General features: G+C 73.8%; 26 protein-coding genes. 6 read left to right on the forward strand and 20 right to left on the reverse strand.

Translation table 11 applies throughout. The features are described 5' to 3' along the window. The first annotated feature begins 211 nt into the window (after nt 1–211). Nucleotides 212–1,786: an alpha-amylase family glycosyl hydrolase gene (locus AOK09_RS02510; RefSeq protein ID WP_055585427.1), complete on the forward strand. Its 1,575-nt coding sequence runs from the start codon at nt 212–214 to the stop codon at nt 1,784–1,786. Between the two features lie 115 nt (nt 1,787–1,901). On the opposite strand, the gene AOK09_RS02515 is transcribed toward AOK09_RS02510, so the two are convergent. Further along, nucleotides 1,902–2,585 carry a maleylpyruvate isomerase N-terminal domain-containing protein gene (locus tag AOK09_RS02515; RefSeq protein WP_055585447.1) on the reverse strand — a complete coding sequence of 228 codons (684 nt, stop codon included), beginning with the start codon at nt 2,583–2,585 and terminating at the stop codon, nt 1,902–1,904. Between the two features lie 28 nt (nt 2,586–2,613). Beyond that, nucleotides 2,614–3,768: a methyltransferase gene (locus AOK09_RS02520; protein ID WP_055585428.1), complete on the reverse strand. Its 1,155-nt coding sequence runs from the start codon at nt 3,766–3,768 to the stop codon at nt 2,614–2,616. A 145-nt stretch (nt 3,769–3,913) separates the two neighbouring features. On the opposite strand from AOK09_RS02520, the gene AOK09_RS02525 reads away from it, so the two are divergent. The 3 genes from AOK09_RS02525 to AOK09_RS02535 are packed head-to-tail and all read left to right on the forward strand — an operon-like array spanning nt 3,914 to nt 5,575. Then, nucleotides 3,914–4,420, forward strand: coding sequence for a methylated-DNA--[protein]-cysteine S-methyltransferase (locus tag AOK09_RS02525; RefSeq protein WP_055585429.1), 507 nt, complete (start codon nt 3,914–3,916; stop codon nt 4,418–4,420). A 49-nt stretch (nt 4,421–4,469) separates the two neighbouring features. Continuing rightward, nucleotides 4,470–4,961, forward strand: coding sequence for an RNA polymerase sigma factor (locus tag AOK09_RS02530; protein WP_055585448.1), 492 nt, complete (start codon nt 4,470–4,472; stop codon nt 4,959–4,961). Continuing rightward, nucleotides 4,958–5,575, forward strand: coding sequence for a methylated-DNA--[protein]-cysteine S-methyltransferase (locus AOK09_RS02535; RefSeq protein WP_055585430.1), 618 nt, complete (start codon nt 4,958–4,960; stop codon nt 5,573–5,575). The genes AOK09_RS02530 and AOK09_RS02535 overlap by 4 nt, the downstream gene beginning before the upstream one ends. Nucleotides 5,576–5,664: 89 nt before the next feature. Here the strand turns inward: AOK09_RS02535 and AOK09_RS02540 are convergent, their stop codons facing one another. The 6 genes from AOK09_RS02540 to AOK09_RS02565 form a co-directional block, all read right to left on the reverse strand. Then, nucleotides 5,665–7,302: a cellulose binding domain-containing protein gene (locus AOK09_RS02540; protein ID WP_079062666.1), complete on the reverse strand. Its 1,638-nt coding sequence runs from the start codon at nt 7,300–7,302 to the stop codon at nt 5,665–5,667. Nucleotides 7,303–7,631: 329 nt separating this feature from the next. After that, nucleotides 7,632–8,000, reverse strand: a complete 369-nt coding sequence (gene crcB, locus AOK09_RS02545) for a fluoride efflux transporter CrcB (protein ID WP_055585431.1) — start codon at nt 7,998–8,000, stop codon at nt 7,632–7,634. Then, nucleotides 8,000–8,434, reverse strand: a complete 435-nt coding sequence (locus AOK09_RS02550; protein ID WP_079062667.1) for a DUF190 domain-containing protein — start codon at nt 8,432–8,434, stop codon at nt 8,000–8,002. The genes crcB and AOK09_RS02550 overlap by 1 nt, the downstream gene beginning before the upstream one ends. Next, entirely contained in the window at nt 8,431–8,940 is a 510-nt protein-coding gene (locus tag AOK09_RS37195; RefSeq protein WP_245687084.1) for a fluoride efflux transporter FluC, read from the reverse strand. Before AOK09_RS37195 ends, AOK09_RS02550 begins: the two co-directional genes overlap by 4 nt. A gap of 124 nt (nt 8,941–9,064) precedes the next feature. Beyond that, nucleotides 9,065–9,910 carry an NAD(P)H-binding protein gene (locus tag AOK09_RS02560; protein ID WP_055585432.1) on the reverse strand — a complete coding sequence of 282 codons (846 nt, stop codon included), beginning with the start codon at nt 9,908–9,910 and terminating at the stop codon, nt 9,065–9,067. A gap of 28 nt (nt 9,911–9,938) precedes the next feature. Continuing rightward, entirely contained in the window at nt 9,939–10,283 is a 345-nt protein-coding gene (locus AOK09_RS02565) for a DoxX family protein (RefSeq protein WP_055585433.1), read from the reverse strand. Nucleotides 10,284–10,390: 107 nt separating this feature from the next. Here AOK09_RS02565 and AOK09_RS02570 point away from each other — a divergent pair, with 107 nt between their 5' ends. Then, complete coding sequence (locus AOK09_RS02570; protein WP_055585434.1) at nt 10,391–10,888, forward strand: MarR family winged helix-turn-helix transcriptional regulator; 498 nt, start codon at nt 10,391–10,393, stop codon at nt 10,886–10,888. A gap of 79 nt (nt 10,889–10,967) precedes the next feature. Here the strand turns inward: AOK09_RS02570 and AOK09_RS02575 are convergent, their stop codons facing one another. From AOK09_RS02575 to AOK09_RS02585, 3 genes are all read right to left on the reverse strand, one after another. Further along, a complete protein-coding gene (locus tag AOK09_RS02575; RefSeq protein ID WP_157875776.1) occupies nt 10,968–11,468 on the reverse strand; it encodes a hypothetical protein in 501 nt (166 codons plus the stop codon). 247 nt (nt 11,469–11,715) lie between these two features. Continuing rightward, nucleotides 11,716–12,399 carry a response regulator gene (locus tag AOK09_RS02580; RefSeq protein ID WP_055585436.1) on the reverse strand — a complete coding sequence of 228 codons (684 nt, stop codon included), beginning with the start codon at nt 12,397–12,399 and terminating at the stop codon, nt 11,716–11,718. Beyond that, nucleotides 12,396–14,960 carry a sensor histidine kinase gene (locus tag AOK09_RS02585; protein ID WP_055585437.1) on the reverse strand — a complete coding sequence of 855 codons (2,565 nt, stop codon included), beginning with the start codon at nt 14,958–14,960 and terminating at the stop codon, nt 12,396–12,398. Before AOK09_RS02585 ends, AOK09_RS02580 begins: the two co-directional genes overlap by 4 nt. 449 nt (nt 14,961–15,409) lie before the next feature. Between AOK09_RS02585 and AOK09_RS02590 the strand changes: the two genes are divergently transcribed. Then, nucleotides 15,410–15,802 (forward strand): nuclear transport factor 2 family protein, encoded by a 393-nt coding sequence (locus AOK09_RS02590; protein ID WP_055585438.1) that lies wholly within the window; start codon nt 15,410–15,412, stop codon nt 15,800–15,802. A gap of 258 nt (nt 15,803–16,060) precedes the next feature. Here the strand turns inward: AOK09_RS02590 and AOK09_RS02595 are convergent, their stop codons facing one another. The 9 genes from AOK09_RS02595 to AOK09_RS02635 all read right to left on the reverse strand — a co-directional run. Continuing rightward, nucleotides 16,061–16,501 (reverse strand): cold-shock protein, encoded by a 441-nt coding sequence (locus AOK09_RS02595; protein ID WP_055585439.1) that lies wholly within the window; start codon nt 16,499–16,501, stop codon nt 16,061–16,063. A 145-nt stretch (nt 16,502–16,646) separates the two neighbouring features. Further along, nucleotides 16,647–17,453: an enoyl-CoA-hydratase DpgD gene (gene dpgD / locus AOK09_RS02600; RefSeq protein ID WP_055585440.1), complete on the reverse strand. Its 807-nt coding sequence runs from the start codon at nt 17,451–17,453 to the stop codon at nt 16,647–16,649. After that, nucleotides 17,450–18,796 carry a (3,5-dihydroxyphenyl)acetyl-CoA 1,2-dioxygenase DpgC gene (gene dpgC / locus AOK09_RS02605; protein WP_407675332.1) on the reverse strand — a complete coding sequence of 449 codons (1,347 nt, stop codon included), beginning with the start codon at nt 18,794–18,796 and terminating at the stop codon, nt 17,450–17,452. The genes dpgD and dpgC overlap by 4 nt, the downstream gene beginning before the upstream one ends. 11 nt (nt 18,797–18,807) lie before the next feature. Next, nucleotides 18,808–19,518: an enoyl-CoA-hydratase DpgB gene (gene dpgB, locus AOK09_RS02610; protein WP_055585441.1), complete on the reverse strand. Its 711-nt coding sequence runs from the start codon at nt 19,516–19,518 to the stop codon at nt 18,808–18,810. A gap of 11 nt (nt 19,519–19,529) precedes the next feature. Next, nucleotides 19,530–20,669: a 3,5-dihydroxyphenylacetyl-CoA synthase DpgA gene (gene dpgA / locus AOK09_RS02615; protein WP_107101210.1), complete on the reverse strand. Its 1,140-nt coding sequence runs from the start codon at nt 20,667–20,669 to the stop codon at nt 19,530–19,532. A gap of 74 nt (nt 20,670–20,743) precedes the next feature. After that, nucleotides 20,744–22,141, reverse strand: coding sequence for an aminotransferase-like domain-containing protein (locus AOK09_RS02620; protein WP_407675333.1), 1,398 nt, complete (start codon nt 22,139–22,141; stop codon nt 20,744–20,746). Beyond that, nucleotides 22,138–23,160, reverse strand: coding sequence for a VOC family protein (locus tag AOK09_RS02625; RefSeq protein ID WP_055585442.1), 1,023 nt, complete (start codon nt 23,158–23,160; stop codon nt 22,138–22,140). Before AOK09_RS02625 ends, AOK09_RS02620 begins: the two co-directional genes overlap by 4 nt. Before the next feature lie 64 nt (nt 23,161–23,224). Then, nucleotides 23,225–24,799, reverse strand: coding sequence for an MBL fold metallo-hydrolase (locus AOK09_RS02630; RefSeq protein ID WP_063795811.1), 1,575 nt, complete (start codon nt 24,797–24,799; stop codon nt 23,225–23,227). 344 nt (nt 24,800–25,143) lie between these two features. Then, the coding region (locus AOK09_RS02635; protein ID WP_055585443.1) for a hypothetical protein at nt 25,144–25,776 on the reverse strand (633 nt) is incomplete at its 5' end.

Genomic DNA, 25,776 nt, shown 5'->3' on the forward strand with positions numbered 1-25,776 from the left:
GCACCGTCATCCACGCGGCTGCGAAGGACCGGTGCCCACGGGGCGCACCGCGGCGTGCGCCCGGTCCCACCGGCGGGCGGGCAGAGCGTCTCACGCACCGTTCGCCCCGGTCCGGGGGCCGTGGCCGGGGCGTTCACCGGGCGGTGTCGGCCCGGTCGGATACGGTGCCAGGGCGGTCATCTCACCGTCGACCACCGAGGGGGTCCCGCCCATGGCCACCGGCCGACGACGCATACCGGACTGGCTGCCGGACGCCGTCCTCTACCAGGTCTATCCGCAGAGCTTCGCCGACTCCGACGGCGACGGCATCGGCGACCTCGCGGGGCTCACCGAGCGGCTGGACCACCTGGCATGGCTCGGGGTGGACACGGTGTGGCTCAACCCGTGCTTCGCCTCGCCCTTCGGCGACGCCGGCTACGACGTCTCCGACTACCTCGCCATCGCCCCGCGCTACGGGACCGAGGAGGACGCCACTGCGCTGGTCGAGGCGGCCCGGCGGCGCGGGATGCGGGTGATGCTGGACTTGGTCACCGGGCACACCTCCCACCGGCACCCCTGGTTCCGGGCCTCGGCCGAGGACCCGGACGACCACCGCTACATCTGGTCGGACCGGGTGGGCACCCCGGTACGCGACTGGATCCCCAACCACGCCGCCCGCGGCGGCTACTACCTCGCCAACTTCTATCCCATCCAGCCCGCCCTCAACTTCGGCTACGCCCGGCCCCGCGAGGGCGAGCCGTGGCGGCAGCCGGTGGACGCGGAGGGGCCGCGGGCCAACCGGGCGGCGCTGCGGGAGATCATGGGGTTCTGGTTCGACCGGGGAGTGTCCGGCTTCCGGGTCGACATGGCGTTCTCCCTGGTCAAGGACGATCCCGGGCGGGTGGAGACGGCCCTGCTGTGGGGCGGGATGCGGGAGTGGGTCGACCGGGCGTACCCGGAGTGCGTACTGCTCGCCGAGTGGGGGGACCCCAGGACCTCGGTCCCGGCCGGTTTCCACTCGGACTTCTTCCTGCACTTCCAGGACCGTCCGCTGCGCTCGCTGTGGGACAACGGCACCGGCAGCCAGGGAGCGTGGGCCGACGGCAGGCCCTGCTACTTCGACCCGGAGGGCCGGGGCTCCATGACGGAGTTCCTGGCGGGCTGGTACGCGGCCGACCAGGCCATCGACGGCGCCGGCTTCGTGGCGCTGCCCACGGCCAACCACGACTTCTCCCGGCTGACCTGCGGGCCGCGCACCCGGGACATGGTGGCGCCCGCCTTCGCGTTCCAGCTGACCTGGCCCACGCTGCCGGTGATCTACTACGGCGACGAGATCGGGATGCGGTATCTGCCGGGCCTGCCCGACAAGGAGGGCAGCCAGCTGGACGCGGAGGCCCGCCAGGGCTCCCGCAGTCCGATGCAGTGGGACGGCACCGCCAACGCGGGATTCTCCACGGCTCCGGCGGACCGGCTCTATCTGCCGGTCGACCCGGACGAGGACCGGCCGACGGTCGCCGCAGCGATGGCCGACGAGTCCTCGCTGCTGCACCACGTCCGACGGCTGATCGCGCTGCGCCGGGCGATCCCGGCGCTCGGCACCGGCGGCTCGGTGGAGGTGCTGAACGACGGCTACCCGTTCGTCTACACCCGCGGCGGCACCCACCTGGTCGTGGTCAACGGCCGCCGCGACCCGGCCCGTGCCCCCTCCCCCGCCCCGCGGCCCAGACCGCTCGCCGTGCACGGTGTCCAGGTCAGGGACGGCGAGATCCACGCCGAGGGCTTCTCCTACGGCGTCTTCGAGCTCTGAGCGGGTGCGGCCGGCGCCGCCCCGCCTCCAAGGGCGCCCCGGGACGCCCCCGGGCCGGGCGGATCGTGGCACCTCTCCGGAGTGCGGACCGGCCGCGCCCCCGGAGGCGTCGCGCTCAGCCCAGCGTCAGCCAGCGGATCCCGAGGCGGTCGGCCTCCGCCGCCTCCTCCCGGGTGACGGGCTCGCGTCCCGTCGCCTTCCGCAGGAAGGACAGCCGGCTCCAGCCCAGCGCCTCCAGGGCCGCCGCGCCGTCCGGACCGAGCAGCAGGTTCTGCAGGACCTCCGCTGCCTGCGGCGTCAGCCACGGCTCGCGCCCCAGGGCGTCGGCCAGGTCCAGACCGTGTACGGCGACCTCGACCACCCGGGTCAGCAGGAACTCCGGCAGCGCCATCGCATCACCGTGCCGGGTGCGCACCACCCGCCCGTCCGGCTCGGCCCGGCAGAGACGGTCCACCTCCTGCCAGGCGGCCGCGAAGCCCTCGGCGACCGCGGCCCCGCCGGACTTCCGGGCCGCGTGCTCCCTGGCCAGCGCGATCCGCGCCGCGTCGGTGTCCGGGGCGAACCGGTCGCCGGGCCGGTAGTACTCCACCGCCGACACCTCGGCGTGGTCCGGCGCAGGTGCGGCCAGCATGCCGGGCAGCCAGCCGATCACCACCCGGACGTGCGCCAGCAGCTCGGCCACCGTCCACGGCGGGCACCGCGTCGGCAGCCGCCACTCGCCGGGCGAGACCTCGGCCATCGACCGGGCGAGCCGTCCGGCCTCGGCGGCGAACGCCTCACCCACCCTCTGCCGGTCCATGCCGGTCACCCCCTCCGCCGGTTCCGGCTCACCGTCTGACCGACCGCAGTACCACGAACTTGGGATTGCTGCTGACGACCTCGCAGTTGCCGAAGAGACGCTTCAGCTGCACGTGGTAGCCCAGGTGACGGTTGCCCACCACCCACAGCTCACCGCCGGGGCGCAGCGCTCGGCGGGCCCCGGTGAACATCCGCCGGGCCGTGGCGTCGGTGGTGGCGCGGTGGGAGTGGAAGGGCGGGTTGTTGAGCACCAGGTCGACGGAGCCCGGTGGTACGGCGGCCAGCGCGTCGCCGACCAGGAACTCCGCCTCGGCCTGCGGGCCCGCGTTGGCCCGGAAGGTCTCCTGCGCGGAGGCCACGGCCTGGTGGGACTCGTCGATGAAGACCACCGTGGCCCCCGGGTTGGCCACGGCGGCGGCGGTGCCGACCACTCCGTTGCCGCAGCCGAGGTCGACGATCCGTACGGGGCCGCGGCCCGAGGGAAGGCTGCCCAGGAAGAACCGGGTGCCGATGTCCAGGCGGTCGGCACAGAAGACACCCGCGTGGTTGGTGACGGTCAGCCCGGAGGCGGCCCCGGCGTCGTCGGGCAGGGTGTAGCGCAGCGGCCAGGGGGACGGCTCCCGGGTGAGCTGCGGATCGGGGGTGCAGTGGATGAGTCTGGCCTTGCGCACCGCCAGGGAGGTGCGGGTCGGGCCCAGGATCCGTTCGAAGAGCCGCAGGGTGGAGGTGTGGATCTCGGTGACCATGCCGGTGCCGGCGACCACGGTGCCGGGGTGCACGGCGGGCGCCAGCCGGTGCAGCTGGTCCTCCAGCAGCGCCAGGCTCTTGGGCACCCGAACCAGCAGCAGGTCCACCCGGTCGGGCGGGGTGTCCCGGGTCGACAGCAGCCGTACGGCCGCCGGGTCGATGCCGTTGCGCCGCAGATTGGCCGCGGTGGCCTGCTGGGCGAGGTACGAGTCGGTGATCTGCACGGGGTGCCGGTCGGCCAGGACCGTGGCCAGGGCGCCCCAGCGGTCGCCGAGGACGGCGACGGTGCCGGGCCGGCCTCCGCTCACCGCGCCGTCCTCGGCGAGGTGCCGCAGCAGGTACTCGTCGGCGGCGTCCCAGGCGCGGAGCCGGTCTCGGGGGTCCTCGGGGAAGCGGGCGAGGTCGTACTCGCCCCAGGGCGTGCTCAGACGGTTCATCGTCCGACCAGGCTAGGCCCTGCCCGGCGGAACCTCCCAGGCAGGCGGCCCGGACCGGCGGGGCCGTGATCCGGTTCCGGGCCGCGGCTCACATCGGCGGCGGCCGGGCGTCTGCCGGGGGAAGGGCGCAGAGGAGGATTGCACCATGGACACAGGCAGGACGCACACCGTCGTCGCCTCGCCGCTGGGTGAGCTGACGGTCACCGCCGAGGGCGGCGCGCTGACCGGCGTGTACTTCCCCCGCCATCGCGGTATGCCCGCCGTGGAGGGGCTGGGGCGGCGTACCGAGGAGGGGTTCGAGGAGGTCCGGCGCCAGCTGGCGGAGTACTTCGCCGGGCGACGGACCCGGTTCGAGCTGCCGCTGGCACCGCGCGGCGAGGAGTTCCAGCAGCGGGTGTGGCGGCTGCTGCGGGAGATCCCCTACGGACGGACCCGCTCCTACGGGGAGCTGGCCCTGGAGCTGGGGGACCCCTCGCTGGCGCGGGCGGTCGGCGCCGCCAACGGGCGCAACCCGCTGTCGGTGATCGTCCCGTGCCACCGGGTGGTGGGCGGGGACGGGCGGCTGACCGGCTACGCCGGGGGTCTGGAGCGCAAGCGCTTCCTGCTGGAGCTGGAGGCGCCCGCCGCCGCCGAGGCGGGGAGGCTGTTCTGAGCGGGCGACCTCACATTCCGGGCCGCCGGGACGTCTACCCGGTGTGACCATGAGACCTTTCGAGCAGATCGTGACCGACCACGGCGCCGTGGTGCTGCGGGTCTGCCGGGCCGTGCTGGGACCGGTGGACGCGGAGGACGCCTGGTCGGAGACGTTCCTGGCTGCGCTGCGGGCGTACCCGGACCTGCCCGGGGACGCCAACGTCGAGGCCTGGCTGGTCACCATCGCCCACCGCAAGGCGATCGACTCCGGCCGGGCCGCCGCCCGCCGTCCGGTCGCGGTGGACCGGCTGCCCGAGCGGCCGTCCGGCACCGGCCGGCCCGAGGACTGGGACGGCGACCTGTGGGCGGCGCTCAGGGCGCTGCCTCCCCGGCAGCGGTCCGCGGTGGCCTACCACTATCTGGCGGGGCTGCCCTACAAGGAGATCGCCGCGATCACCGGGGTCTCCCCGGACGCCGCCCGCCGGGCGGCGTCCGACGGGATCAGAGCTCTGCGCACCACCTACGCACATGCCACCAGAGAGGACGGAGAGAACCGATGACGACCGCACCCGGGGCCGACGCCGCCCTGTTCTCGTCGCTTCCGGAGCGGGACGGCGACGCCCTGGCCCGGCTGCACACCCGGCTGGCCGCCGAGGCCGAGCACGAGGGCCTGCTCGATGTCGCCTACCGCACCCTGGACACACCCGTCGGCGAGCTGCTGCTGGCCGCGACCGTCCGGGGGCTGGTGCGGGTCGCCTTCCCCGGCCAGGACCACGCCGCCGCGCTGGAGCAGCTGGCCGAGCGGGTCAGCCCGCGCGTACTGCATGCGCCTCGGCGGCTGGACCAGGTCGTCAGGCAGCTGGACGAGTACTTCGGCGGCCGGCGCACCCGTTTCGAGCTGCCGCTGGACTTCCAGCTCTCCACGGGGTTCCGCCGCAGTGTGCTGGCGCATCTGACCGAGATCGGCTACGGCCGTACCGAGAGCTACGCACAGGTCGCCACCGCGGCCGGCAGCCCCCGTGCGGTGCGGGCAGTGGGATCGGCCTGTGCCACCAACCCGCTGCCGGTCGTGGTGCCCTGCCACCGGGTGGTGCGCTCGGACGGCTCGGCCGGAGGCTATGCGGGCGGCCCGCAGGCCAAGCTGACCCTGCTGACCCTGGAGGCGGCGGCGTGAGGCGCCCCGCCCTGGAGACGGCGTGAGCCGCCTCGCCCTGGTGGGGGCGGGGCGGCTCACGCCGGGCGCCGGTCGGACGGCGCTCGCGGTCAGGAGGTGGTGCAGGTGAGGACGGGTGCGGTGGCGGGGGCGGTGCCGTTGGCGTTGAAGCCGAAGCTGGTGGAGCCCGCCGCGGGCACGGTGCCGTTGTAGCCGAGGTTTGCGGCGGTGACGGCGGCCCCGGTCTGGGTGAGGCCGGCGTTCCAGTAGGAGGCGACGGTCTGGCTGCCGGGCCAGGTCCAGCCGACCTTCCAGCCGTGGGTGGCGCTGGTGCCGTTGTTGGTGACGGTGACCGTGGCGCTGAGGCCCGTGCTCCACTGGCTGTCCACATGCCAGGAGGCGGTGCAGCCCCCGGTCCCGCCGGAGGACGCCGTGGTGGCGCTGGTCGCCGAGGAGGCCGCGGAGAGGTTGCCCGCGGCGTCACGGGCCCGGACGGTGTAGGAGTACGCCGTGGCGGCGGTCAGCCCGGTGTCGGTGTACGTGGTCCCGGTGGGCGAGGCCACCAGGGTGCCGTCGCGGTAGACGTTGTAGCCGGTGACGCCCACGTCGTCGGTGGCGGCGGCCCAGCTGAGCGAGACGCTGCTGCTGGTGGTGCCGGTGACCGAGGGCTTGCCCGGCGCGGTGGGCGCGGTGGTGTCGGTGCCGCCGGTGGTGGTGCCCGCGGTGGTACCGGTGCTGGTGCTGCCGCCGACGGTGCCCTCGGTGGTGCCGGTGGTGCTCCCCGCGGTGGCGGTGCCGCCGTCGGTGGTGTACGTGACGGCGGTGAACGGCGCGGAGCAGCCGCCGGAGCAGGAGGCCGGCAGGGAGAAGCTGTAGGTGCGGCCGCCCTGGACCAGGGCGTCGGTCACGTCCCGGACCCGGATGCGGTAGGAGGTCCCGTTGGCGGCGGTGGGCGCGATCACGAAGGCCTGGCCCATGTCGGTCTGCCGCTGCGCGGGCTGCCAGGCGCTGCCGTCGTAGTACTCCACGCCGTGGATGCCGTTGGGGAGGTGGGTGACGGCGATGGCCGGCCAGTACTGCTTGGCGTTGGCCATGAAGCCGATGGTGATGTCACCGGTGTAGTTGGGCGCGGGCTCGAACGACCAGCTGATGTGCCGGTTGTTCCAGTGGTCGGGGTACATGTCGCCGACGGCCGTGCCGTTCTTGGCGAACCGGTTGAGCGAGGGCTTGGACAGGTCCAGGTGGTTGGGGTCGTCCCGGCACCAGCCGTTGGGGTCGGCGCAGCTGTCGGCGACCAGCATGTGCAGGGTGGCGCCGTTGTAGGCGTCCTGGGTCCAGGAGCCGTTGCGGCAGAACGGCTGGCCGAGGGCGCCGTCGTTGGTGCCGGTGCAGTAGTCGCCGATCGTCACCTGCACCCAGCGCCCGCAGTTGAGGCCGTTGTCGAACGCCCCCATCTTGGCGGAGTCCGCGGCCGGCACCGGCCGGGTGTTGTAGGTGCCGTCGCCGGGCGTGTTGAAGACGTTCAGGGCCACGAAGTCCTGGGAATCCAGGTTGGCCTGCGGAACGCCGCACCCTCCGTACGGCGAGCCGAGGCCGTCGAAGTAGGTGGCGTTCCCGGTGTTGGACACGGCGGCCGCGGCGGATGTCGAGGCCGATGCGGTGGCGGTGGTGCAGACGGCCGTCACAAGGGCCAGGACGGCCAGCAGTACGGTCAGCAGTGGCCGTCTTGGGGTGCGCGGGGTGGTCACGACGTCCTCCGTGGGCGAAATGGGGGCCGTACAGGGGTGGCTGACGTCGGCTCCGGTCCGGGCGGGGGACGGCGGCGGTCAGCGCCCCGGCGCGGCTCTGCCGGGGCTCCGTGGGGACGGAGCCTCAGGGGGGCGGTCCGACAGGCGATGCGCGCCGGCGGCGAAGGGGCGGCCACGCACGATCCGGCGTGTCGCCCGTGGCCGGGGCACCGCGCTGGTACGCGGCCTCGGCACAGGAACGGAGCACAGCTCCGACCTCCGAAAGATACCGGTCCGGAGAGATCCGCAACAACGGGCCGCCCGGACCGGCCGCAGCCGGAGTGAGTGGGTCAGAAGGCGGCGACGGCCGCGTAGCCGATCGCCGCGGCGGCCAGCCCGGCGAAGAGGCTGCCCAGGGCGTTCAGTCCGGCCTCGGCGAAGGAACCGTTCTCCAGCAGGCGCACCGTCTCGTAACCGAAGGTGCTGAAGGTGGTCAGTCCGCCGCACAGGCCGGTGCCCGCCAGCAGGAGCACGTCCGACGGCATCCCGTCGACGGCGGCCGCCCCGGTGAGCGCGCCCAGGATGAGGCAGCCGGTGAGGTTGACGGCCATCGTGCCCCAGGGAAAGACGCTGTCGTGGCGCTTCTGGACGGCACGGTCCACCAGGTAGCGCAGGGGTGCGCCGACGGCGCCGCCGAGGAACACCAGCAGGACGGCCATCAGCGGGCTCCTTCGACGTCGTCGCCGCCGTCCGCCGCCGCGGGCGGCAGCGGGGGGACCACCTGCACCCGGTCCAGGGTGATCAGCGCCCGCGGGGCGATCTCCCGTACCTGCGGCAGGAAGTCCTCGATGCGCTGCGGTTCGTCGACCACCACCACCGCGGCGGGCAGGTCCTCCGCGAGGTCCAGCAGGCGGGAGGTGTGGACGACGGAACCGGCGCCGAAGCCCTCGATGCCGCGGAAGACGGAGGCGCCGGCCAGGCCGGCGCGGTGGGCGAGGTGCACGATCTCTGCGTACAGCGGCCGGTGGTGGACCTGGTCGCTCTCGCCGAGGTACACCGTGAGCCGCAGCGCGGGCCCCTGGAGCGGCTGTCGCGGGGGCCGGTGGCCGGGTGCGGCGTCCCGGTGGTGGTGGCGGGGCAGATGCGGGGTCATCGTGCCGTTCCGGCCGGGGAGGGCCGCGATGCGGCGGTCCGGGCGGCGTGGCGGCCGAGGGCGCCGCCGGCCCACACCGCGGCCAGTCCGACGGCCAGGCTGGCGAAGGCGTAGGTGCCGGCCAGCGCCCAGGAGTGGGCGGCGAGCAGGCCGCGGGTCTCCACGGTGTAGGTGGAGAAGGTGGTGAAGCCGCCGAGCACCCCCACGCCGAGGAAGGGCCGCACATGGCGGGAGGGCGGCCACACGTCCAGGACGTAGACCATCAGCAGGCCGAGGGCGAAGCTCCCTGCCACGTTGGTGACGAAGGTGGCCCAGGGGAAGCCGCCCGGCGGGGTGGGGAGGGCCCGGGCGAGCCCGTAGCGGCCGAGACTGCCGATGCCGCCGCCCAGCGCGATGACTGCCAGGACGTCCCACTGGCCGCGCGGGCGGCCGGCGCGGCCCGCGGCGGGCGCGGCCGACCGCGGCTCGGGCTGCCGCCGGGCCTGCGGGGAATCCGCGCGGGGCACCGCCACTCCTCGGATCGGCTCTGCTGGGGACGTTCTCAGCTTACCGGGGCAGGGCCTCCCGGCCCGGACGGGTCCCGCCGCCGCTGTCCCCCGACGGCGGCGGGGCGGACCGTCCTGCGGGGGTTCAGGCGCCGGCCGGGCGGAAGGCATCCGCGTGGTCGGCGGCCCATTCGGCGAAGGTCCGGGCGGGGCGGCCCAGGATGCGCCGCACCTCGTCCGTGGCCGGTACGTCACCGCCGACGGTCGAGCCCAGGTAGCGCAGCATCGACGCCAGGGCCTGCTCCGGGATCCAGGGGTTGGCGGCCAGCATCCCCCGCAGTGCGGCCTCCGGGCTGATCTCCTCGTGGCGCAGCGGCCGGCCCAGGACCCGGCCGAGGATCGCCACCTGCTCGGCAGTGGTCAGCACCTGCGGACCGGTGAGCCGCGGTGTCCTGCCGAGCAGCTCGTCGCCGAGCAGGGCCCGCACGGCGACCGCGGCGAGGTCCGCCTCATGGACGGGTGAGGTACGGGCCAGGGCGTGCGGTCCGCGGACCACGTCCCCGGCCGCCAGCTGCGGGACCCACTGCAGGGCGTTGGCGGCGAAGCCGCCGGGACGCAGATGGGTCCACTCGGGGGCCGCCGCCTCCACCGCGGCCTCCAGCTCGCGGTGGAGCGCGGCCGTGCTGCCCTCCCCCGTCTCCTCACCGTCCTCGGTCACCACCAGGGAGGAGACGGTGACGATCCGGCGCACCCCGGCCGCCCTGGCGGCGTCCAGCAGCGCGCTGGGGTCGCCGCCCACTCCGGCGAGGTTGAGCACCAGGGCGTCCACCTGGTGCAGGTCCGGTTCGGCGGTGCCGCACACCTGGACGCCGTCGGGGAAGGACGCGGTGGCGGGGGTACGGGTCAGGGCCCGTACGGGGACGCCCCTGGCGGAGAGCCGGGCGACCAGCGGACGGCCGATGGTGCCGGTGGCTGCGGTGACCAGAATCATGTTCTCTCTCCTGTGTCGACGGCGGGAGCTAGCCGAGGTCCAGCGCCAGCGCGGCCGTGGCCAGCGCAAGGAACGCCGCGGCAAGGCCGAAGTCCTTGTCGCGGACGCGGAGGTGGGCGCCGACGGCGAGGACGAAGAACAGCACGACGCCGATCGCGGCCGCGGTGCCGATCCAGCGGACGCCGAGCAGGCCGAGCAGCATTCCCGCCGCACCGGCCGCCTTGGCGGTCCCCAGCGTCGGCAGCAGGGAGTGGGGCACCCCCACCGCGGTCATGTTGTCGAGGATCTTCTGGAAGCGGAGGAAGTCGAGCACCGCCGAGAAGATCAGATAGGCGATGTTCACCGCGGTGACGATGATGTAGGCGAGATGCACGAGGAAGCTCCATGGCCTCTTGTCCGATCGCCCGGGGCTGCAGCGCACGGCCTCTGCGATCCATATGATATGAGAACCATAGCAGAGAGATTTGAGATCCATACGATATGAACAGCAAATCATCTCCCGGAGCGGCCTCCGCCCGGCAGCGCCGCCGCCTGGGAGTGGAGATCAAGGACTCGCTGCGCGAGCTCAGCAACCAGCTGTCACTGCTGAACCACCAGGTCGGCGGCCATCTCGGCCTCAAGGACGTCGACTTCGACTGCCTGGATGTGATCGTCCGCCATGGTCCGCTCACCCCCAGCGCGCTGGCCCGGCACGCCGGGCTGCACCCCGCCACGGTCACCGGGATCCTCGACCGGCTCCAGCGCGGCGGCTGGGTGGTGCGCGAGCGCGACCCCGAGGCCGCCGACCGCCGGGCGGTCACCGTACGGGCACTGCCCGAGCGGCAGTCCGAGGTGTACGGCCTCTTCAGGGGGATGAACTCCGCCATGGACGAACTCTGCGACGGGTACTCCGAGGACGAACTCCGGCTGCTGGCACGCTTTCTGAAGGACACCGCCCAGGCCGGCCGGACGGCCGCCGACGCGCTGGCCGGGGAGTGAGACGGCGGCTCCGCGGTGCCGGGAGCACCGCGGAGCGAAGAGGGGCCGGGTCAGCACACCGGCCCGGGTCAGAACACCGTCACCGTCGGCCGAGCCGCCGGCCGGACCCGCCGGGCACGGCCCGCTCCGGCGCGCGGCACCTCTGCGCGGCGGACCCGGACGTCGAACGGAGCACAGCGGCCCGGACCCTGCGGCGCGGCAGCGCCCCGGGCAGCGCCGCCAGCAGCGCGGCGGCGGCCGTCACCACCAGGGCCGGCAGCTGGCCTGCGGACCCGGACCCGGCCAGCTCGCCATAGCGATGGGCGACGAAGCCGTCGAAGAACAGCCAGCAGACCACCGCCACGACCGGGGCCGCCCACACCCTGGAGAAACGCCCCACGACGGCGGCGAGCGCGGCGAAGAGCGCCAGTGACAGCCAGGAGGCCCGCTCCTGGCCGGCCGCGGCCAGCCCCAGGCACAGCACCGTCGCCCCCACCGCGGCGGCCGCACCGGACATGGGCACGGTCAGCCGCGCCGTGACCCGCCGCAGCCGCGGGCTCCCCGGCCGGGACCAGTACATCGGCCCTCGGGTGACTGCCATGCCGGCCTCCGCTCGGTGCGTTCCGTCCGCCGGATGCCGTCTGCACTCCACGCCCCACCTGGAACGGCACCACTGCCAGCGGACCATCCGGGGGGAGTCGACCGGAAGGCTCCTTGACGTGTTCCGTACGGCGGCGGGCCTTCTCCTTACGCGTCGTTGACACCCCGGCAGAAACGCGGACCGGACAGCACCGCGCCCGGCCAGGGCCCCGAGCCCGCGACGGCTACGGCTACGGCTACGGCTACGGCTACGGCTCGAAGCGGTAGCCCATGCCCGGCTCGGTGACGAAGTGCCGGGGCCTGGAGGGGTCGGCCTCCAGCTTGCGGCGCAGCTGGGCCATGTAGACCCGCAGATAGTTGGTCTCCGTGCGGTAGGCGGGCCCCCACACCTCCTGGAGCAGCTGGGTCTGGCCGACCAGCCGGCCCCGGTTGCGGACCAGGACCTCCAGCAGATGCCACTCGGTGGGGGTCAGGCGGACGTCCGCCTCGTCCCGGCGGACCTTCTTGGCGGCCAGGTCCACGGTGAAGGTGTCGGTGGCGACGACGGCGCCCTCACCGGGACCGGTGACCGGTTCGGCGCGGCGCACGGCCGCACGCAGCCGGGCCAGCAGCTCGTCCATGCCGAAGGGCTTGGTGACGTAGTCGTCCGCTCCGGCGTCCAGGGCCTGGACCTTCTCGTCGGAGGAGTGCCGGGCGGAGAGCACGATGATGGGCACCCTGGTCCAGCCGCGCAGGCCGCGGATCACGTCGGCGCCGTCCATGTCGGGCAGCCCGAGGTCGAGGACCACCACGTCCGGCGGACGGGCCGCGGCCAGTCGCAGGGCGCCCGCCCCGTCCTGGGCGGCGTCCACCTCGTACTTGCGGGCCTTGAGGTTGATCACCAGGGCACGGATGAGCTGCGGTTCGTCGTCCACCACAAGGACCCGGGTCATGGGGTGTGCGCTGCCTTTCGCCTGCGGTCGGGGTCGTCGGAGGCGGGCGCGGGCCCGGCCACCGGAAGGGAGAAGACCATGGTCAGGCCGCCGCCGGGGGTGTCCTCCGCGGTCAGCCGGCCGTCGGCGGCCTCGGTGAAGCCGCGGGCCACCGCCAGACCGAGGCCGACGCCGGCCCCGCGGGGCGCGTCGCCGTACCGCTGGAAGGGTTCGAAGACCCGTTCCTTGGCACTGTCGGGGATCCCCGGGCCGCGGTCGGTCACCCGCAGTTCCACCCGGTCGCCCTCGGGCAGCCGCAGCATGTCGGCGCGGACCACCACCGGCACACCGGGCGGGCTGTACTTGACCGCGTTCTCGACCACGTTGGCGACGGCCCGCTCCAGCAGCCCCGCGTCGGCGAGGACCAGCGGCAGCCCCTCGGCGGAACTCAGCTGCACCGCGCCCGGCTCCACCCCCACCAGCGCCGCCGGGACGACCTCCTCCAGGTCGACCGGCCGCGTCAGCGGGGCCACGGTGCCGGTCTGCAGCCGGCTCATGTCCAGCAGGTTGCCGATCAGGTGGTCCAGCCGGTCCGCGCCCTCCTCGATCCCGGCCAGCAGCTCGGCCTCGTCCTCGGCGTCCCACTCCACCTCGTCGGAGCGCAGCGAGCTGACCGAGGCCTTGATCCCGGACAGCGGGGTGCGCAGATCGTGCGAGACGGCGGCGAGCAGCGCGGTGCGGATGCGGTTGCCCTCGGCCAGCCGACGGGCGTCGGCGGCCTGCGCGGCGAGCCGCTGCCGTTCCAGGACCGCCGCGGCCTGGGCGGCGAAGGCGCCCAGTACCCGGCGGTCCTCGGCGGGCAGCACCCGGCCGCTGAGTGCCAGCGTCAGCCGCTCCCCCACCGGGACGTCCACCTCGGCGTCCTCGGGCCGCGCCGCCGGACGCGGTCCGGCCCCGGCCACCCGTTGCCAGGCGCCGCGGTCACCGGAGCGCTCCAGCAGCGCGGCGGACTCGGTCTGGAAGGTCTCCCGCACCCGTTCCAGCAGCGCGGGCAGGGTGTCCTCGCCCTGCATCGCGCTGCCGGCCAGATGGCTCAGGGTCTCGGCCTCCGCCCGGCTGCGGGCCGCCTGTTGCGCCCTGCGGGCCGCCAGGTCCACCACCGAGGCCACCGAGATGCCCACGGCGACGTACACCACCAGGGCCAGCAGGTTCTGCGGGTCGGAGACGGTGAGGGTGTGGGTGGGCGGTGCGAAGTAGTAGTTGAGCAGCAGCGACCCCAGCAGCGCGGCGGCGATCGCCGGGAAGACCCCGCCGGCCAGCGCCGCCCCCACCGTGAGGGTGAGGAAGAGCAGCAGCGCGGTGGGCAGTCCGGGGTTCCCTGACGCCCGGGTCAGCAGCAGGGTCAGCAGCGGCGGACCGCCGCAGCCGAGCAGCCAGCCGGAGGCCGCGCGGACCCGTCCCAGCTTGACCGGCAGCCGTCCGGGCAGCCGGGGGCGGCCGCCCGCGGCGTGCTCATGGGTGACGATGTGGACGTCGATGTCCCCGGACTCGCGAGCCACCGTGGCGCCCACGCCGGGGCCGAGGACGTACTGCCAGGCGCGTCGGCGGCTGGAGCCCAGCACGATCTGGGTGGCGTCGGCGCCGCGGGCGAAGTCCAGCAGCGCGGTGGGGACGTCGCCGCCCAGCACCGAGTGGTAGCTGCCGCCGAGGTCCTCCACCAGGCGCCGCTGCTCGGCGAGCTCCCCGGGGGAGACGCCGGCCAGGCCGTCGGACCGCACGATGTGCACGGCCAGCAGTTCACTGCCCGACCCCTTGGCGGCGATCCTGGCGGCCCGCCGGATCAGCGTGGCGCCCTCGGGGCCGCCGGTGAGCCCCACCACGATCCGCTCCCGGGCCTGCCAGGTGGCCGCGATGCGATGCTCGGCCCGGTATCGCCGCAGGTACTCGTCCACCCGGTCCGCGGTCCACAGCAGCGCCAGCTCGCGCAGCGCGGTCAGATTGCCGGGCCGGAAGTAGTGCGACAGCGCGGCGTCCACCTTGTCCGACGCATAGACGTTGCCGTGCGCCAGACGGCGGCGCAGCGCCTCGGGCGACATGTCGATCAGCTCGATCTGGTCGGCGCGGCGGACCACCTCGTCGGGGACGGTCTCCCGCTGCCGCACCCCGGTGATGCCCTCCACCACGTCGCCCAGCGACTCCAGGTGCTGGATGTTGACGGTGGAGACCACGTCGATGCCGGCTTCCAGCAGCGCCTCGACGTCCTGCCACCGTTTGGCGTTGCGGCTGCCCGGGACATTGGTGTGCGCCAGTTCGTCCACCAGCGCCAGGGCGGGCCGGCGGGCCAGTACGGCGTCCAGGTCCAGCTCGGTGAAGGAGGCGCCGCGGTACTCCAGCCGCCGCCGGGGCACCGTCTCCAGGCCGGCGAGCAGTTCCCTGGTGTGGGGGCGGCCGTGGTCCTCGACGAAGCCGATCACCAGGTCGGCGCCGCGGGCGACCCGGCGGTGCGCCTCGCAGAGCATGGCGTAGGTCTTGCCCACTCCGGGTGCCGCCCCGAGGTAGATCCGCAGCCTGCCGCGCGCCATGTGTGCCAGTCCCGATTTTCCGCCGACCTGCGGACAGCCGCGCTGCCCGCCGCCCCGAGCGTACGGCCGGGAAATGCGCCTCGGCCTGCTGGGGGGCCGGGGAGGGTCAATCTTGGCGCCATCTTGACGGCCGGGGGCCGGGCTGCCCGGACGGGCCGATCGGCCCGGACGGACGGAGCCGGGCTTACGGCCCGGGTGTACGGGCCCGGACGTGCGGAGCCGCGCGGACCGGGCCGAAGACCGGTGGTTGATCCGCCCCTGCCCGCCGGGTCGTCGCGCCTCGTCCGGGGGTTCGGCGGACTCCGGCGCCGGTCGGGCGGCGGGGAGGTGCCCACCGTCCTGCGGGCCGAACCAGTTGACGGACCGTCGGACGACAGTTGACACTACAGCTGTAGCACTACAGCCTTTCAGTCATTCGTCGGCACTCTCACCCGTCCGGGAGCCGCACCATGTCCGTTTCGTCCGCACAGCTGGAGCAGCACAAGCAGACCGTGCTGGCCTTCTACGAGGCCGCCCTCAACCGCAAGGACTTCGCCGCCGCATCGGAGCTGATCGGCGACCGCTATGTGCAGCACAACCCGCTGATCGCCGACGGCGTCGAGGGCTTCAGGGACTTTCTCGACTCCCTGCGCGAGAACTTCCCCGACCTGCGCGCCGACGTCCGCCGGCTCTTCGCCGAGGGCGACCATGTCATCGCCCATGTGCACGGGGTGCGCATCCCGGGGCAGCGGGGCACCGCCATCGTCGACATCTTCCGGTTCGAGGGCGGCAGGATCGTCGAGCACTGGGACGTGATGCAGCCCGTCCCCGACGACGCCCGCAACACCAATGGAATGTTCTAGGGCCCGTCCCACCGGACCACTGGCTCCGCCCGGCTCCCCAGGGACCCGCCGTCCCGGCCCCCGGCGCCGCGGGCTTCCTGTGTCTGGCGGCGGCGGCCGTCTTCCTGATCACCGGCCCCGGCCGCCCCCGGGCGGGCCAGGCGTCCTCTCCGGCGATCCCGGCCCGGCACGAACCGTCGGACGGGCCCTGACGCCGGCGGGGCCGGTCCGGTGTCCGGCGGACCCGTGTCCGCCCGGGACCGGACCGGCCCCTGCCTCTCAGCCCTCGACCCAGCCGTGCGACTTGGCGAACTGCACCAGCTCCCGGCGGATCCGCACGATCTGCTCCCCGGTCAGTGCCGGAGCCGCCCGCAGCAGCAGTTCGGTCACATCCGTGGTGCACTCCTCCGCGGTGAGCACGTCGCACATGGGGTCCTCCCCGTCGACCTGCCGGGAGACCGCGGGCGCGGCCGCCGGAGCGGCCATCAGCGGCGGCGTCAGCGGGTTCCCGTCGGGCCCCTTGGCGAGGCGTACCGCCAGCGCCTTCAGCCCGCGGTCACCGTCCTCGACCTCGAACTCGACCGCCAGTCCGGAGCGCACATACGCCTCCGGGATCAACATGTCGTTCACATGCAGGAAGACATCCTCCCCGCCGTGGTCGGGGGCGATGAACCCATAACCCCGTGCGCCGTCGAACCGCACCACACGACCAGCAACCACAACAACCCCCAGAACACATCGGGCCCCTTGCCCGACACCTAGGCCGGATCGTAACGCGGCAGCCGCCCGGGAGTGCACCCCGCCCGCGCCCGGTGCCCGTCCGGTACGGCGGCGCGGCGCCGCGGCGCCGTACCGGACGGTCTGCTCAGCAGCCCCGCCACACCGGTTCGCGCCCCTCGGCGAAGGCCCGGGGGCCCTCGACGGCGTCCTGGCTGTGCCGGCGCTTCTGCTCCCACCGGAACTCGGCGTCGAACGCCTCCTCCAGCGGCATGTCCAGCGAGCGCATCACCGCCTCCTTGATGGCCCGGACCGCCAGCGGGGCGCTGCGCAGCAGGCTGTCGGTCCACTCGGCGACACAGTCGTCGAGCCGGTCCGCGGGCACCACCTGGTTGACCAGGCCCAGCCGCTGCGCCTCGTCGGCGCCCATCCGCCGCCCGGTCAGCAGATACCCCATGGCGATCTTCAGCGGCAGCTGGCGGGCCAGACGGAAGACCCCGCCCGCGCCGGCGACCAGGCCCAGCCCGGCCTCCGGCAGGGCGAACACCGCCTGGTCGGAGGCGATGATCAGGTCGCAGGCGAGGGCGAGTTCGAAACCGCCGCCGAGGGCGTAGCCGTGCACTCGGGCCACCACCGGCTTGGAGAGGTCGAACCGCTCGGTCAGCCGCGGCCAGCCGGGCTGGCCTCGGCTGCCGAAGGTCGAGGGCGGCACCCCGTCCTGATCGCGCCGGGCCCGCTCGCGCAGGTCCTGCCCGACCGAGAAGGCACGGTCGCCTGCGCCGGTCAGCACCGCGACCCTGATGCCGTCGTCGGCCTCGACGTCGTCCCAGACCTCGGCCAGCTCCTGGTGCATCCGCAGATCCATCGCATTGAGCACGGCTGGCCGGTTGAGCGTGACGTGCGCGATCCGGTCCCTCTTCTCGTACCGCACACGGGGTTCGCCGTCGCCGCTCACTGCTGCTGCACCTGCTTCCCGGCGGAGAAGCGGCCGACCTTGTTGATCACATCCTCGCTGTACAGTCGCAGCGCCTGCTGCAGCGCGAACTCGGCCATGTAGCGGCGGAACTCGTCGGGGGACTCCTCCGCGAGGTTGAGCATCCGCCGGTTGGCCAGCACCGCGGGCCCCCGGAGGCGGTCGACGCTCCGTTCCGCGGCCTCGTCGAGCCGCTCCGGCTCATGGACCTCGTCCACCAGCAGCCGGGCCTCCGGCTCGGTCGCCCACACCCGGCGGCCGTCCAGGATGACCTGGCGCGACAGCCTGCTGCCGGCGGCCCGGGTGAGCCGGAAGTTGGACGCACCCGGGATGATGCCCTCCTTAGCCGCGGGAAGGCTGAAGTAGGCGTCGGACGCGGCCAGCACACGGTCGAAGACCAGCAGCAGCTGGGCCCCGCCGCCGATGGCGAAGGAGTCCACCACGGCGACCCACGGCTTCTCCCGGGTACGGGACCGCCAGGCGGCGCCCTCGTCCAGCACGATGCCGCGCTGCAGCTTGTGGATGTAGCCCAGCTCCCGCCGCAGCAGGAAGTCGACCAGCGAGATCCCGCCGCCGTGCAAGGACTTGAGGTTGATGCCGGCGCTGAACACCCGCCGGCCCCGGTAGCGCGGATGGTTCATCTCGCCGCCGCGCAGCAGGCCGACCTCGACGGCCGGGTCGAGCAGCGCCAGGTCGACGGCGGTCTCCATGTCCTCGATCTGCCGGTTGTCCTCGGCGTTCAGGCAGTCGTCACGGCACATGGTCAGCCGCGCCACGCCGTCGCTGCGTTCCAGCCGCACCGAGCCCAGGTCCAGCCGGCCGGTGCGGGTGAACTCCGGAAGCAGCCCGAGGGCGCGTGGCGTGGGGCGCAGCATGGCGTCCAGCAGATGGGGTCCCGCCAGTGGGGAGCTCAGCACCCGGCTGAAGAAGATGCCCTGGTCGATCTCATGGCCCTCCTTGGCGGCCTGCGGCCTGGACCGCTCCTCCTCCAGCGCGGCGGTGGTCGGCACCAGCCCGGGGAACGCCGTGGCGGCCGCCTCGGCCAGCTCCGGCAGCCGGAGGCTGCGGGAGCGGCCGTCGGTCAGCTCGTCGTAGACGGCGTCCCCATGGGTGTCCAGGAAGGCGCAGCGCAGGGTGCGGGCGGCGTCGTTGGCGGCGGCGGCCGCCGCATGCTGCTCGGCGGTGCGCTGCGGGGGGCCGGGCAGGCCGGCCAGCAGCCCGGCGGTCTGCGCCGCGACCCGGGCGACCGTGGCCCGGGCCTGCGCCAGGTCCCGGTGCACGGCCGGGACGCCCGTCGCGGGGGCCGCCGCTTCGGTGGGGATCACGTCGGTTGTCATCACCGCGCGGCCCCGGCGGAGGCGCGGCGCAGAGCACGGTCGCAGGCGGCCAGGTGGACGCCCAGCGCCTCGTCGAAGCTGGTCGTGGCGGCGTCGAAGAGCAGCTGCCGCCGGATGGCCAGTTCGGTACCGGAGAGCGCTCCGGTGAGGCCTGCGGCCGCCGTGAAGGCCCCGGCGAGGTCGTCGCTGAGCTCGTCGACCAGGTGCAGCGCACGTGCCTCGGCCGCGGACACGGGGGCGCCGAAGAGTACGGCCCGGCGGATCGCGGCCGCGTTGGCGCCCTGGTTGGCGAGCCGGTAGAGCGCCATACCGGGCCAGGTGGCGTCGTCGCCGACGGGCAGCATCAGCCGTACGGTGCCGGTGGCGATGCGGTAGTCGGTGGCGAGGAGGGCGTCCAGGGCCGGTCCGCCGCAGTCGCCGTCGGCGATGGCGATCACCGTCGCGGGCAGCCGCTCCAGACGGCGCAGGGCGCGCTCCCACTTGCTCACCAGTGCGACGGTGAGGTCGTCGGTCCACGGGCCCTCGGGGGTGCCGGAGACCTGGACGATCACCCTGGCCTGCCCGGCCAGGTCCTCGGCGCTGTCGCAGACGGCGGCCACCGCCGCCACCCGGTCGGCGGACAGCGGCTGCCGGCCGTCGATCCGGAGCAGCAGCTCACCCTCGCCGGGCTGCCACTCGCCGGCCGCCGTCCCGTCCAGTGCGTCCTTCATCCGGTCCTCCGTCACCATTGGACAAGCGCCGTTTCGATGGTCGAGCCGGGTCCCATGGTCATCATCACGCCGTAGTCGCCGGCCCTGACGACGCTCTCCTGGAGCAGGCGCTCATAGGAGAACAGGAACGATCCGCTCGAGAGATTGCCGTAGTCGCGCAGCACCCCGGTGGTGTGCCGTACGTCGTGCCGGGTGAGTCCGAGGTTGACCCGGACCGCGTCAATGACCTTCTTGCCGCCGGAGTGCACCAGCCAGTGGCCGATGTCGCTGCGGCGCAGTCCCGCTCCGGACAGCAGGCGGTCGACGACCTGCTCTGCGTTGGCGCCAACCACATAGGGGACGTGCGGGTCGAGGTAGAAGCTGAACTTCCCCTGGTCGTCGTCCCAGTCGTAGCGCATGGCGTCGATGGCGTCGGTGATCAGATGACTGGCGAAGCCCAGGATCCGGGGGCCGCCGGGGGCCGGCGGCACGTCCGCGGGAGCGTAGGCGGTGTCCGGCGGGTCGGCGACCAGGGCGACGGCTGCGGCGCCGTCGCCGAAGAGGCTGTTCACCACGGCGGTGCGCATGGTCCCGTCGATCACATAGGCCGCGGAGCAGGCCTCGGCGCAGAGCAGCACGGCGACCTTGCCGGGGTTGGCGACGGCCCAGCCGGCGGTGGCGTTGAGGGCGTTGAGGCCGGCGTTGCAGCCCATGCCGACGACGTCGACCCTGCTGGTCCTGGGCCGGATCCCCATCTCACGGATCAGGTGGGCGCTCAGGCCGGGGGTGAGGAAGCCGGTGGTGGTGGTGCAGCACAGATAGTCGATGTCGGCGAGTTCGAGTCCGGAGCGCTCCAGGCAGGCCCGGACGGCGTCGGCGCCCATCGACAGCGCGAGCCGGCGGTGCTTGGCGAGCAGTTCGCCCTGGGCCTCGGGGAGGCGGGCACCGTCGGCGTCCTGGGGCGGGACGGTGACGAAGCGGCGGTCGATGGCGCTGTTGAGGAAGACCGAGCGGACCCGGGGGTCGGTGATCCGGAAGATGTCGAGCAGTTCCCGCTGCGAGTAGGACTCCCCACTGTTGGCGGTGCCCACTCCGACGATCCGGGCGGCGGTGGCGGTCTTCCTCCCCTCGGGCTCCGGAGGGTCCAGGAGGGCGGTGCCCGCGGGGCTCATGGCGGTCATCGGAATGTCCACCCCCATGAGCGGGCCTTGCTGCGGATGAGCCGCACTGTCGTCAGCATGCCTGGTCAGCCTTCCGTGGTGTGGTGTGGTGGTTGCGGGGTCCGCGCCTCGGACCGGATGAAGCGCACCAGCCGCCCGATCCCGTCGGTGATCTCGGCGCGGGTCAGATAGCTGACGGACAGCCGGATCGCGTGCTCTCCGCCGCCGTCGGGATAGAAGTACGACATGGGCGTCCAGATGACGCCGAACTCCTCGGCCGAGCGCCTGAGTGCGGCGTTGTCGGCGCGGAAGGGGACGGTGACGGCCAGGAAGAAGCCGCCGCTGGGCCGGTTCCAGCGCACCCCGAGGGCGGTCCGCAGGTCCGCCGGGAGGGACTGCTCCAGCTGCTGGAGGGTGGCCTCCATCGCGTCCCCGTAGTAGGCGGACGTCCGGACGTTGAGTTCCGAGGTGCGGCCCCCCGCGGCGAGCAGCATGCCGGCCACCACGGCCTGGCTGATCGGGGAGGTGTTCACCGTCACCATGCTCTTGATCTTGACGAGTTCGTCCGCGAGCAGCCCGGTGGTGCCGTCGGCGCCGACGACGGGCTGGTCGGCGACGGCGAACCCCACGCGGGCCCCGGGGAAGAGGGTCTTGGAGAGCGATCCCAGATGGACCACCCGGTGCTCCCGGTCGAGCGCCTTGAGGGTGGGCAGCTGCCGCCCGGGGCTGACCATCCGGTAGGGGCTGTCCTCCAGCAGCAGGATGTCCTGCCGGGCGGCCAGTTCGAGCAGCTCCCGGCGGGTCTCCAGGGGCATGGTCGCGCCGGAGGGGTTGGAGTGGTCGGGGATGACGTAGAAGGCCCGCGGACGGCGGCCCCTGGCCCGCTCGGCCTCGATCGCCGCCTCCAGGTCGGCGCAGCGGAATCCGTCCTCCCGCTCGGTGACCGCGGTGAGGTCGATGTCGAGCAGCCGGGCCGCGCCTGTGATGCCCACATAGCAGGGGCTGGAGACCAGCAGCACGTCCTGCGGCCCCGCGATCAGCGCCCGCACCGCGAGGAGCATCGCCTCCTGGCAGCCGACGGTGACCACGACGGACTCGGCGGGTACGTCGATGTCCTCGTCGAGGCGGAGCGAGTCGGCGATCAGCTCCCGGATCCTGCCGCCGGTCGGGCCGTACTGGAAGAGCGCGTCCCGTATCCGCTCGGGCGAGTGGCCGCTCTCCTCCAGATGGTCCAGGTAGCGGCGGAGGTACTCGAAGACCTGCTCGGTCTCGAAGAAGCCGTCGTACGGCCGGCCGGGCGCGAAGGAGATCGCCTCGGGATAGCGGTGGGTGACCTCGTTGAGGAAGTTCATGGTGTCCAGCACCGGATGGGAGAGGCTGCCGTGCAGCTCCTCCTTGCGCAGCGGCCGGGCATCCGCCGTCCGCCGCCCGGCCGGCGCCGTCTGGGCGAGGGCCGTGCCGCCCCCGGGGACCGCCGGGCTCATCCGGCTGCCAGCCGATCGCGCTCCACCGCTTCGTACAGGGCCCGGGTGCCCGCGCTGCCGAGGCCGCGGGCGCCGCGGCGCTGGACGAGTTCGAAGGACAGCGTGTTGCGCTCATAGGGCGAGCGGCTGAGGAGCCGCAGCAGGGAGCCGGACCCGTCGTGGTCGACCGGTATCCCCACGCCCCCCGGCGCGGCGGGGTCCTCGGTGGGGGCGGTGCGGCCCTCCGGCCGGGTGCCGTCGCCGGCGTCCGGGACCGTGAGGACCTCCAGGCCGCGGTCCCGGAACTCGTGGGCGGCCGCGGGGAGGTCGTCGACCAGGAAGGCGAGGCGCTGCACCCCCGGGCCGCCGTTGCGGTCCAGGAAGGCGTCCAGCTGTCCGGGCTCGCGGTCCGGGGCGGGGGCGACCAGGCTGAGGGTGGCCCGCGGGGAGGACCCGCACATGACGACCGAGTCCATCGCCTGCTCCCCGAACTCCTCCCGGGCGGACGAGAGTCGGGTGAATCCGAAGCCGTCGCGGCAGAGGCCGGCGTAGTCCGTGAGGCCGCCGCCGTCGAGGCAGATCTCCAGATGGTCCAGGCTGCGGATCCGCCCGCCGGGCCGCTCGGGGGCGCCCGGGGTGGCGTGCCACCGGCGTCCGGCGGGCAGCTCGGCCGCGGGGTTGCGGGTGTGCGGCAGGAGGGTGTGGGTGACACCGCCGAAGCCCGACACCACCGGGCTGCCGTACTCGGAGCCGAGCAGCCGGGCACCGGCGGCCTCCGCCGCGGCCACCGAGTCCGGCACGTCGTCACAGGTCATGGCGAGCACGGCGATGCCGTCGCCGTGCTCGTCCAGGAACCGCCAGATGCCGCGGCCCGAGGTGACGACCAGTTGCACGTCGTTCTGCCGCAGCAGCACGGAACTGCGGTCCGCCGCCACCGAGTCCGCGACCCGGGTGAAGCCCAGGGAGGAGACCAGGTGATCGACGGACGCGACTTTGTCGCGTGTGTACAGCTCTGCATACGCAATGTCTCGCACGGCCATGGAGGTGCCTCCTGCAGACGGTGGCCAGGACGGATGGGGATGCCGGTCGGGTCGGGGGCCTCTCCTACCAGCGCCACTCGCGCCGGCCGGCGAGCTGCCGGGCCCGGACGCCGCGGCCCGCGCAGCAGGTCAGGAACTGCTCGACCCGCGCACCCGGGCAGGTGCCCCCGCCCGGTGGAGCGGCCCCGGCGCGGCTCGGCCGGCCCTCCTCCCCCGCGGCGTAGACATACGCCTCCGCGGCCCCCAGCTCCGCCGTGGCCTCGGCGGTCTGCTCCGCGGTGGGGCCGGACCACGCGCGGGTGACGCCCGGCTGCTCGGCCGCCGGCCCGGTGAGCGGGGCCTGCCAGTGGGCGCCGAGGGTCGCCCCGTCGTGCTCCATGGCGAGGAAGGCCAGGTCGGCCGCGCCCAGGTGGTCCCTGATGCGGCGGTGGAGGACGGGATCGGCACCGGAGGAGTCCGCTCCGGTGAAGATCCTCCTTCCCGCCAGTTCTATCCAGTAGGTGGACCTGCCGCGGATGTCCAGGGCGCCGTCGCCGCTCAGGAACGGAGTGGCGGTGACCCTGCCGCCCAGGAACGGCACCGTGTCGAAGTCGTCCGCCTCGATGACGGGGAAGCCGAGCTGCTTCAGCATCAGGCCCACGGACGGGTCGGCGATGTTGCCCCGTGAGGAGCGCGGTGCCACGACCGCGCCGATCCGGCCCCGCAGTTGCAGCAGTGTCCCGAGGGCGGTGCGGTCGTGGCGGCCGTGGCTGATCAGCACCAGGTCGACGAAGTCGGGGAGGTCGTCCAGGGTGAAGTGATCCGCGGTGCTGCCGGCCGCGCCGACGAAGGGGTCGGTCATCACGGCGGCTTCGGGTGTCTGGAGGACCAGGCAGCCGTGCCCGAAGTAGCGGATGCGGCCGCCGCCGTCGATGTGCCGGTCCTCCGGCAGGACGGGCCGGTCGGTGAGCAGCCGGGAGAGCAGGCCCGCCTGGGCGTCGCCGAGTTCCAGCTCCTCGCGCAGCCGACCGAGGGCGGCGGGGCGCACCCGGGTCCTGAAGAGCGCCTGGAGTCCATGGTGCCGCAGCGGGATCTTCAGCTCCAGTCCCGGTGGGGAGGCGAGGTGCGGAGCGGTCAGCGGGGCCGGCCGCCGGGTGCCGGTCCGGGGGGAGATCCGCACCGACTGCCGGGACTCGTCGTACACCGGGTCCGCGTAGACCAGCGGCTCCAGGAAGCGCATCTGCGCCTGTCCGTCGATGTCGTGCACCAGTTCGACCAGGCCGCCCAGCTCACCGGGCAGTTTGGCCTGCAGCGAGCCCAGGTCGGGGCCGTCGGGGTTCAGCCGCAGGATCTCCTGGCCCTCGGCGACCGCTGCGGCGAAGCGCAGGATGCCGGCCCGGTCGCGTCTGATGCCCTCGGCCAGCCGGCGCACCTGCGCGGTGCGGTCCCCGGCGGCGTCGGCGCCGTAGGCATCCGGGGCGAGGTCCGCCGCGAGCGGGCTCCCCGGAGACTGCGGATGCGACTCCAGCAGTGGCAGCTGCAGAAACGCCAGATTCATCGCCGCCTGCACCGGGGCGACGGTGTGCAGCCAGGCGCAGAACCTGTCCACCAGCGGTTCGGCGATCACGTTCGCCCGCAGGAACTTCAGCTCATCAGCCATTCTTCGCCCCTCCCCCAGGCGAAACCAGCACTATGGGACGGCCTGGAAATCCAGGTGCCGACGAACATGAAGTCCAGGGCGCCGGCGGCGACCCGTCCGCCCAGCCGGCGCAAGAAACGTGCTTCGCAAGCACTATGACCCGGCGGCGCACTTTCGATCAATACTCAGGCCGGGCTCATGGCCGGTCGGGCAGAGTTCTCCGTAACGGGTGCGGCAATCAACGGCGATGTGCCGCAACAGTTCCGGGACGCCGGGAATGAATGACCGAGGGGCGGTCCGCGGCAGCACCCCGCCCGGACCACCCCTCGGCCGTACCCGATATGTCAACGGGGCACCGCCCCGTCTCAGCCGACACCCGCCTCGCAGCTGATCGAACGCACACGCTCGTCGAGTTCCTGGGCGAACTCCATCCAGGTCTCGGCGTACTGGCGGGCGAGGCGTCCCACCAGGGCCCCGCAGTGCGGCGGCACGGCGGTGGTCAGTTCGGCCCACTCCTGCGCGCCGATGGCGTTCTGCTGCAGCAGCCGCAGCAGGTGCCGCCCCTCCTCGCGGTGGCGCAGCGACGGGTCCCGCAGCAGCTTCTCCAGGACGGAGGCGGGGTCCGGGGGCAGCAGCGCCCCCGTACGGCCGCTGCGCTGCCGCGGCACCTGGGGCACCACCTGGGCGGTGTCGTCGGGGCGGACGGCGACGGGCCTGCCCGCCGCCGGGGCCTCCCCGGACTCCAGCCGCCGGCGGACGTCGCCGGCGGTCGCCGGGGAGATCCCGGCGATCCGCGCGACCTCGCGCAGCGAGGCCCCGGGGCGTTCGGCCATCACCTCGGCGGCCCGCTGCCGTCCCTCGACGCTGCTCAGCGGACGGACCCTGCCGTCCCGGCCGACCCGTGCGTTCAACTGCGGCACGGCGTCAGTCGAACGGCGGCGGATGGCCGCCACCGTCTTGGCTCCCAGGCCCGACGCCCGGGCGATCGCCCGGTCGGA

It is taken from the genome of Peterkaempfera griseoplana (genome assembly GCF_001418575.1).
GTDB lineage: Bacteria > Actinomycetota > Actinomycetes > Streptomycetales > Streptomycetaceae > Peterkaempfera > Peterkaempfera griseoplana.

What these genes read in the sequence shown, in the direction of transcription:
- AOK09_RS02510 (WP_055585427.1), top strand. Translation starts at nt 212, where the DNA reads ATGGCCACCGGCCGACGACGCATACCGGACTGGCTGCCGGACGCCGTC.
- AOK09_RS02515 (WP_055585447.1), bottom strand. Translation starts at nt 2,585, where the DNA reads ATGGACCGGCAGAGGGTGGGTGAGGCGTTCGCCGCCGAGGCCGGACGG.
- AOK09_RS02520 (WP_055585428.1), bottom strand. Translation starts at nt 3,768, where the DNA reads ATGAACCGTCTGAGCACGCCCTGGGGCGAGTACGACCTCGCCCGCTTC.
- AOK09_RS02525 (WP_055585429.1), top strand. Translation starts at nt 3,914, where the DNA reads ATGGACACAGGCAGGACGCACACCGTCGTCGCCTCGCCGCTGGGTGAG.
- AOK09_RS02530 (WP_055585448.1), top strand. Translation starts at nt 4,470, where the DNA reads ATGAGACCTTTCGAGCAGATCGTGACCGACCACGGCGCCGTGGTGCTG.
- AOK09_RS02535 (WP_055585430.1), top strand. Translation starts at nt 4,958, where the DNA reads ATGACGACCGCACCCGGGGCCGACGCCGCCCTGTTCTCGTCGCTTCCG.
- crcB (WP_055585431.1), bottom strand. Translation starts at nt 8,000, where the DNA reads ATGGCCGTCCTGCTGGTGTTCCTCGGCGGCGCCGTCGGCGCACCCCTG.
- AOK09_RS02550 (WP_079062667.1), bottom strand. Translation starts at nt 8,434, where the DNA reads ATGACCCCGCATCTGCCCCGCCACCACCACCGGGACGCCGCACCCGGC.
- AOK09_RS02560 (WP_055585432.1), bottom strand. Translation starts at nt 9,910, where the DNA reads ATGATTCTGGTCACCGCAGCCACCGGCACCATCGGCCGTCCGCTGGTC.
- AOK09_RS02570 (WP_055585434.1), top strand. Translation starts at nt 10,391, where the DNA reads ATGAACAGCAAATCATCTCCCGGAGCGGCCTCCGCCCGGCAGCGCCGC.
- AOK09_RS02575 (WP_157875776.1), bottom strand. Translation starts at nt 11,468, where the DNA reads ATGGCAGTCACCCGAGGGCCGATGTACTGGTCCCGGCCGGGGAGCCCG.
- AOK09_RS02580 (WP_055585436.1), bottom strand. Translation starts at nt 12,399, where the DNA reads ATGACCCGGGTCCTTGTGGTGGACGACGAACCGCAGCTCATCCGTGCC.
- AOK09_RS02585 (WP_055585437.1), bottom strand. Translation starts at nt 14,960, where the DNA reads ATGGCGCGCGGCAGGCTGCGGATCTACCTCGGGGCGGCACCCGGAGTG.
- AOK09_RS02590 (WP_055585438.1), top strand. Translation starts at nt 15,410, where the DNA reads ATGTCCGTTTCGTCCGCACAGCTGGAGCAGCACAAGCAGACCGTGCTG.
- dpgB (WP_055585441.1), bottom strand. Translation starts at nt 19,518, where the DNA reads ATGAAGGACGCACTGGACGGGACGGCGGCCGGCGAGTGGCAGCCCGGC.
- dpgA (WP_107101210.1), bottom strand. Translation starts at nt 20,669, where the DNA reads ATGAGCCCCGCGGGCACCGCCCTCCTGGACCCTCCGGAGCCCGAGGGG.
- AOK09_RS02620 (WP_407675333.1), bottom strand. Translation starts at nt 22,141, where the DNA reads ATGAGCCCGGCGGTCCCCGGGGGCGGCACGGCCCTCGCCCAGACGGCG.
- AOK09_RS02625 (WP_055585442.1), bottom strand. Translation starts at nt 23,160, where the DNA reads ATGGCCGTGCGAGACATTGCGTATGCAGAGCTGTACACACGCGACAAA.
- AOK09_RS02630 (WP_063795811.1), bottom strand. Translation starts at nt 24,799, where the DNA reads ATGGCTGATGAGCTGAAGTTCCTGCGGGCGAACGTGATCGCCGAACCG.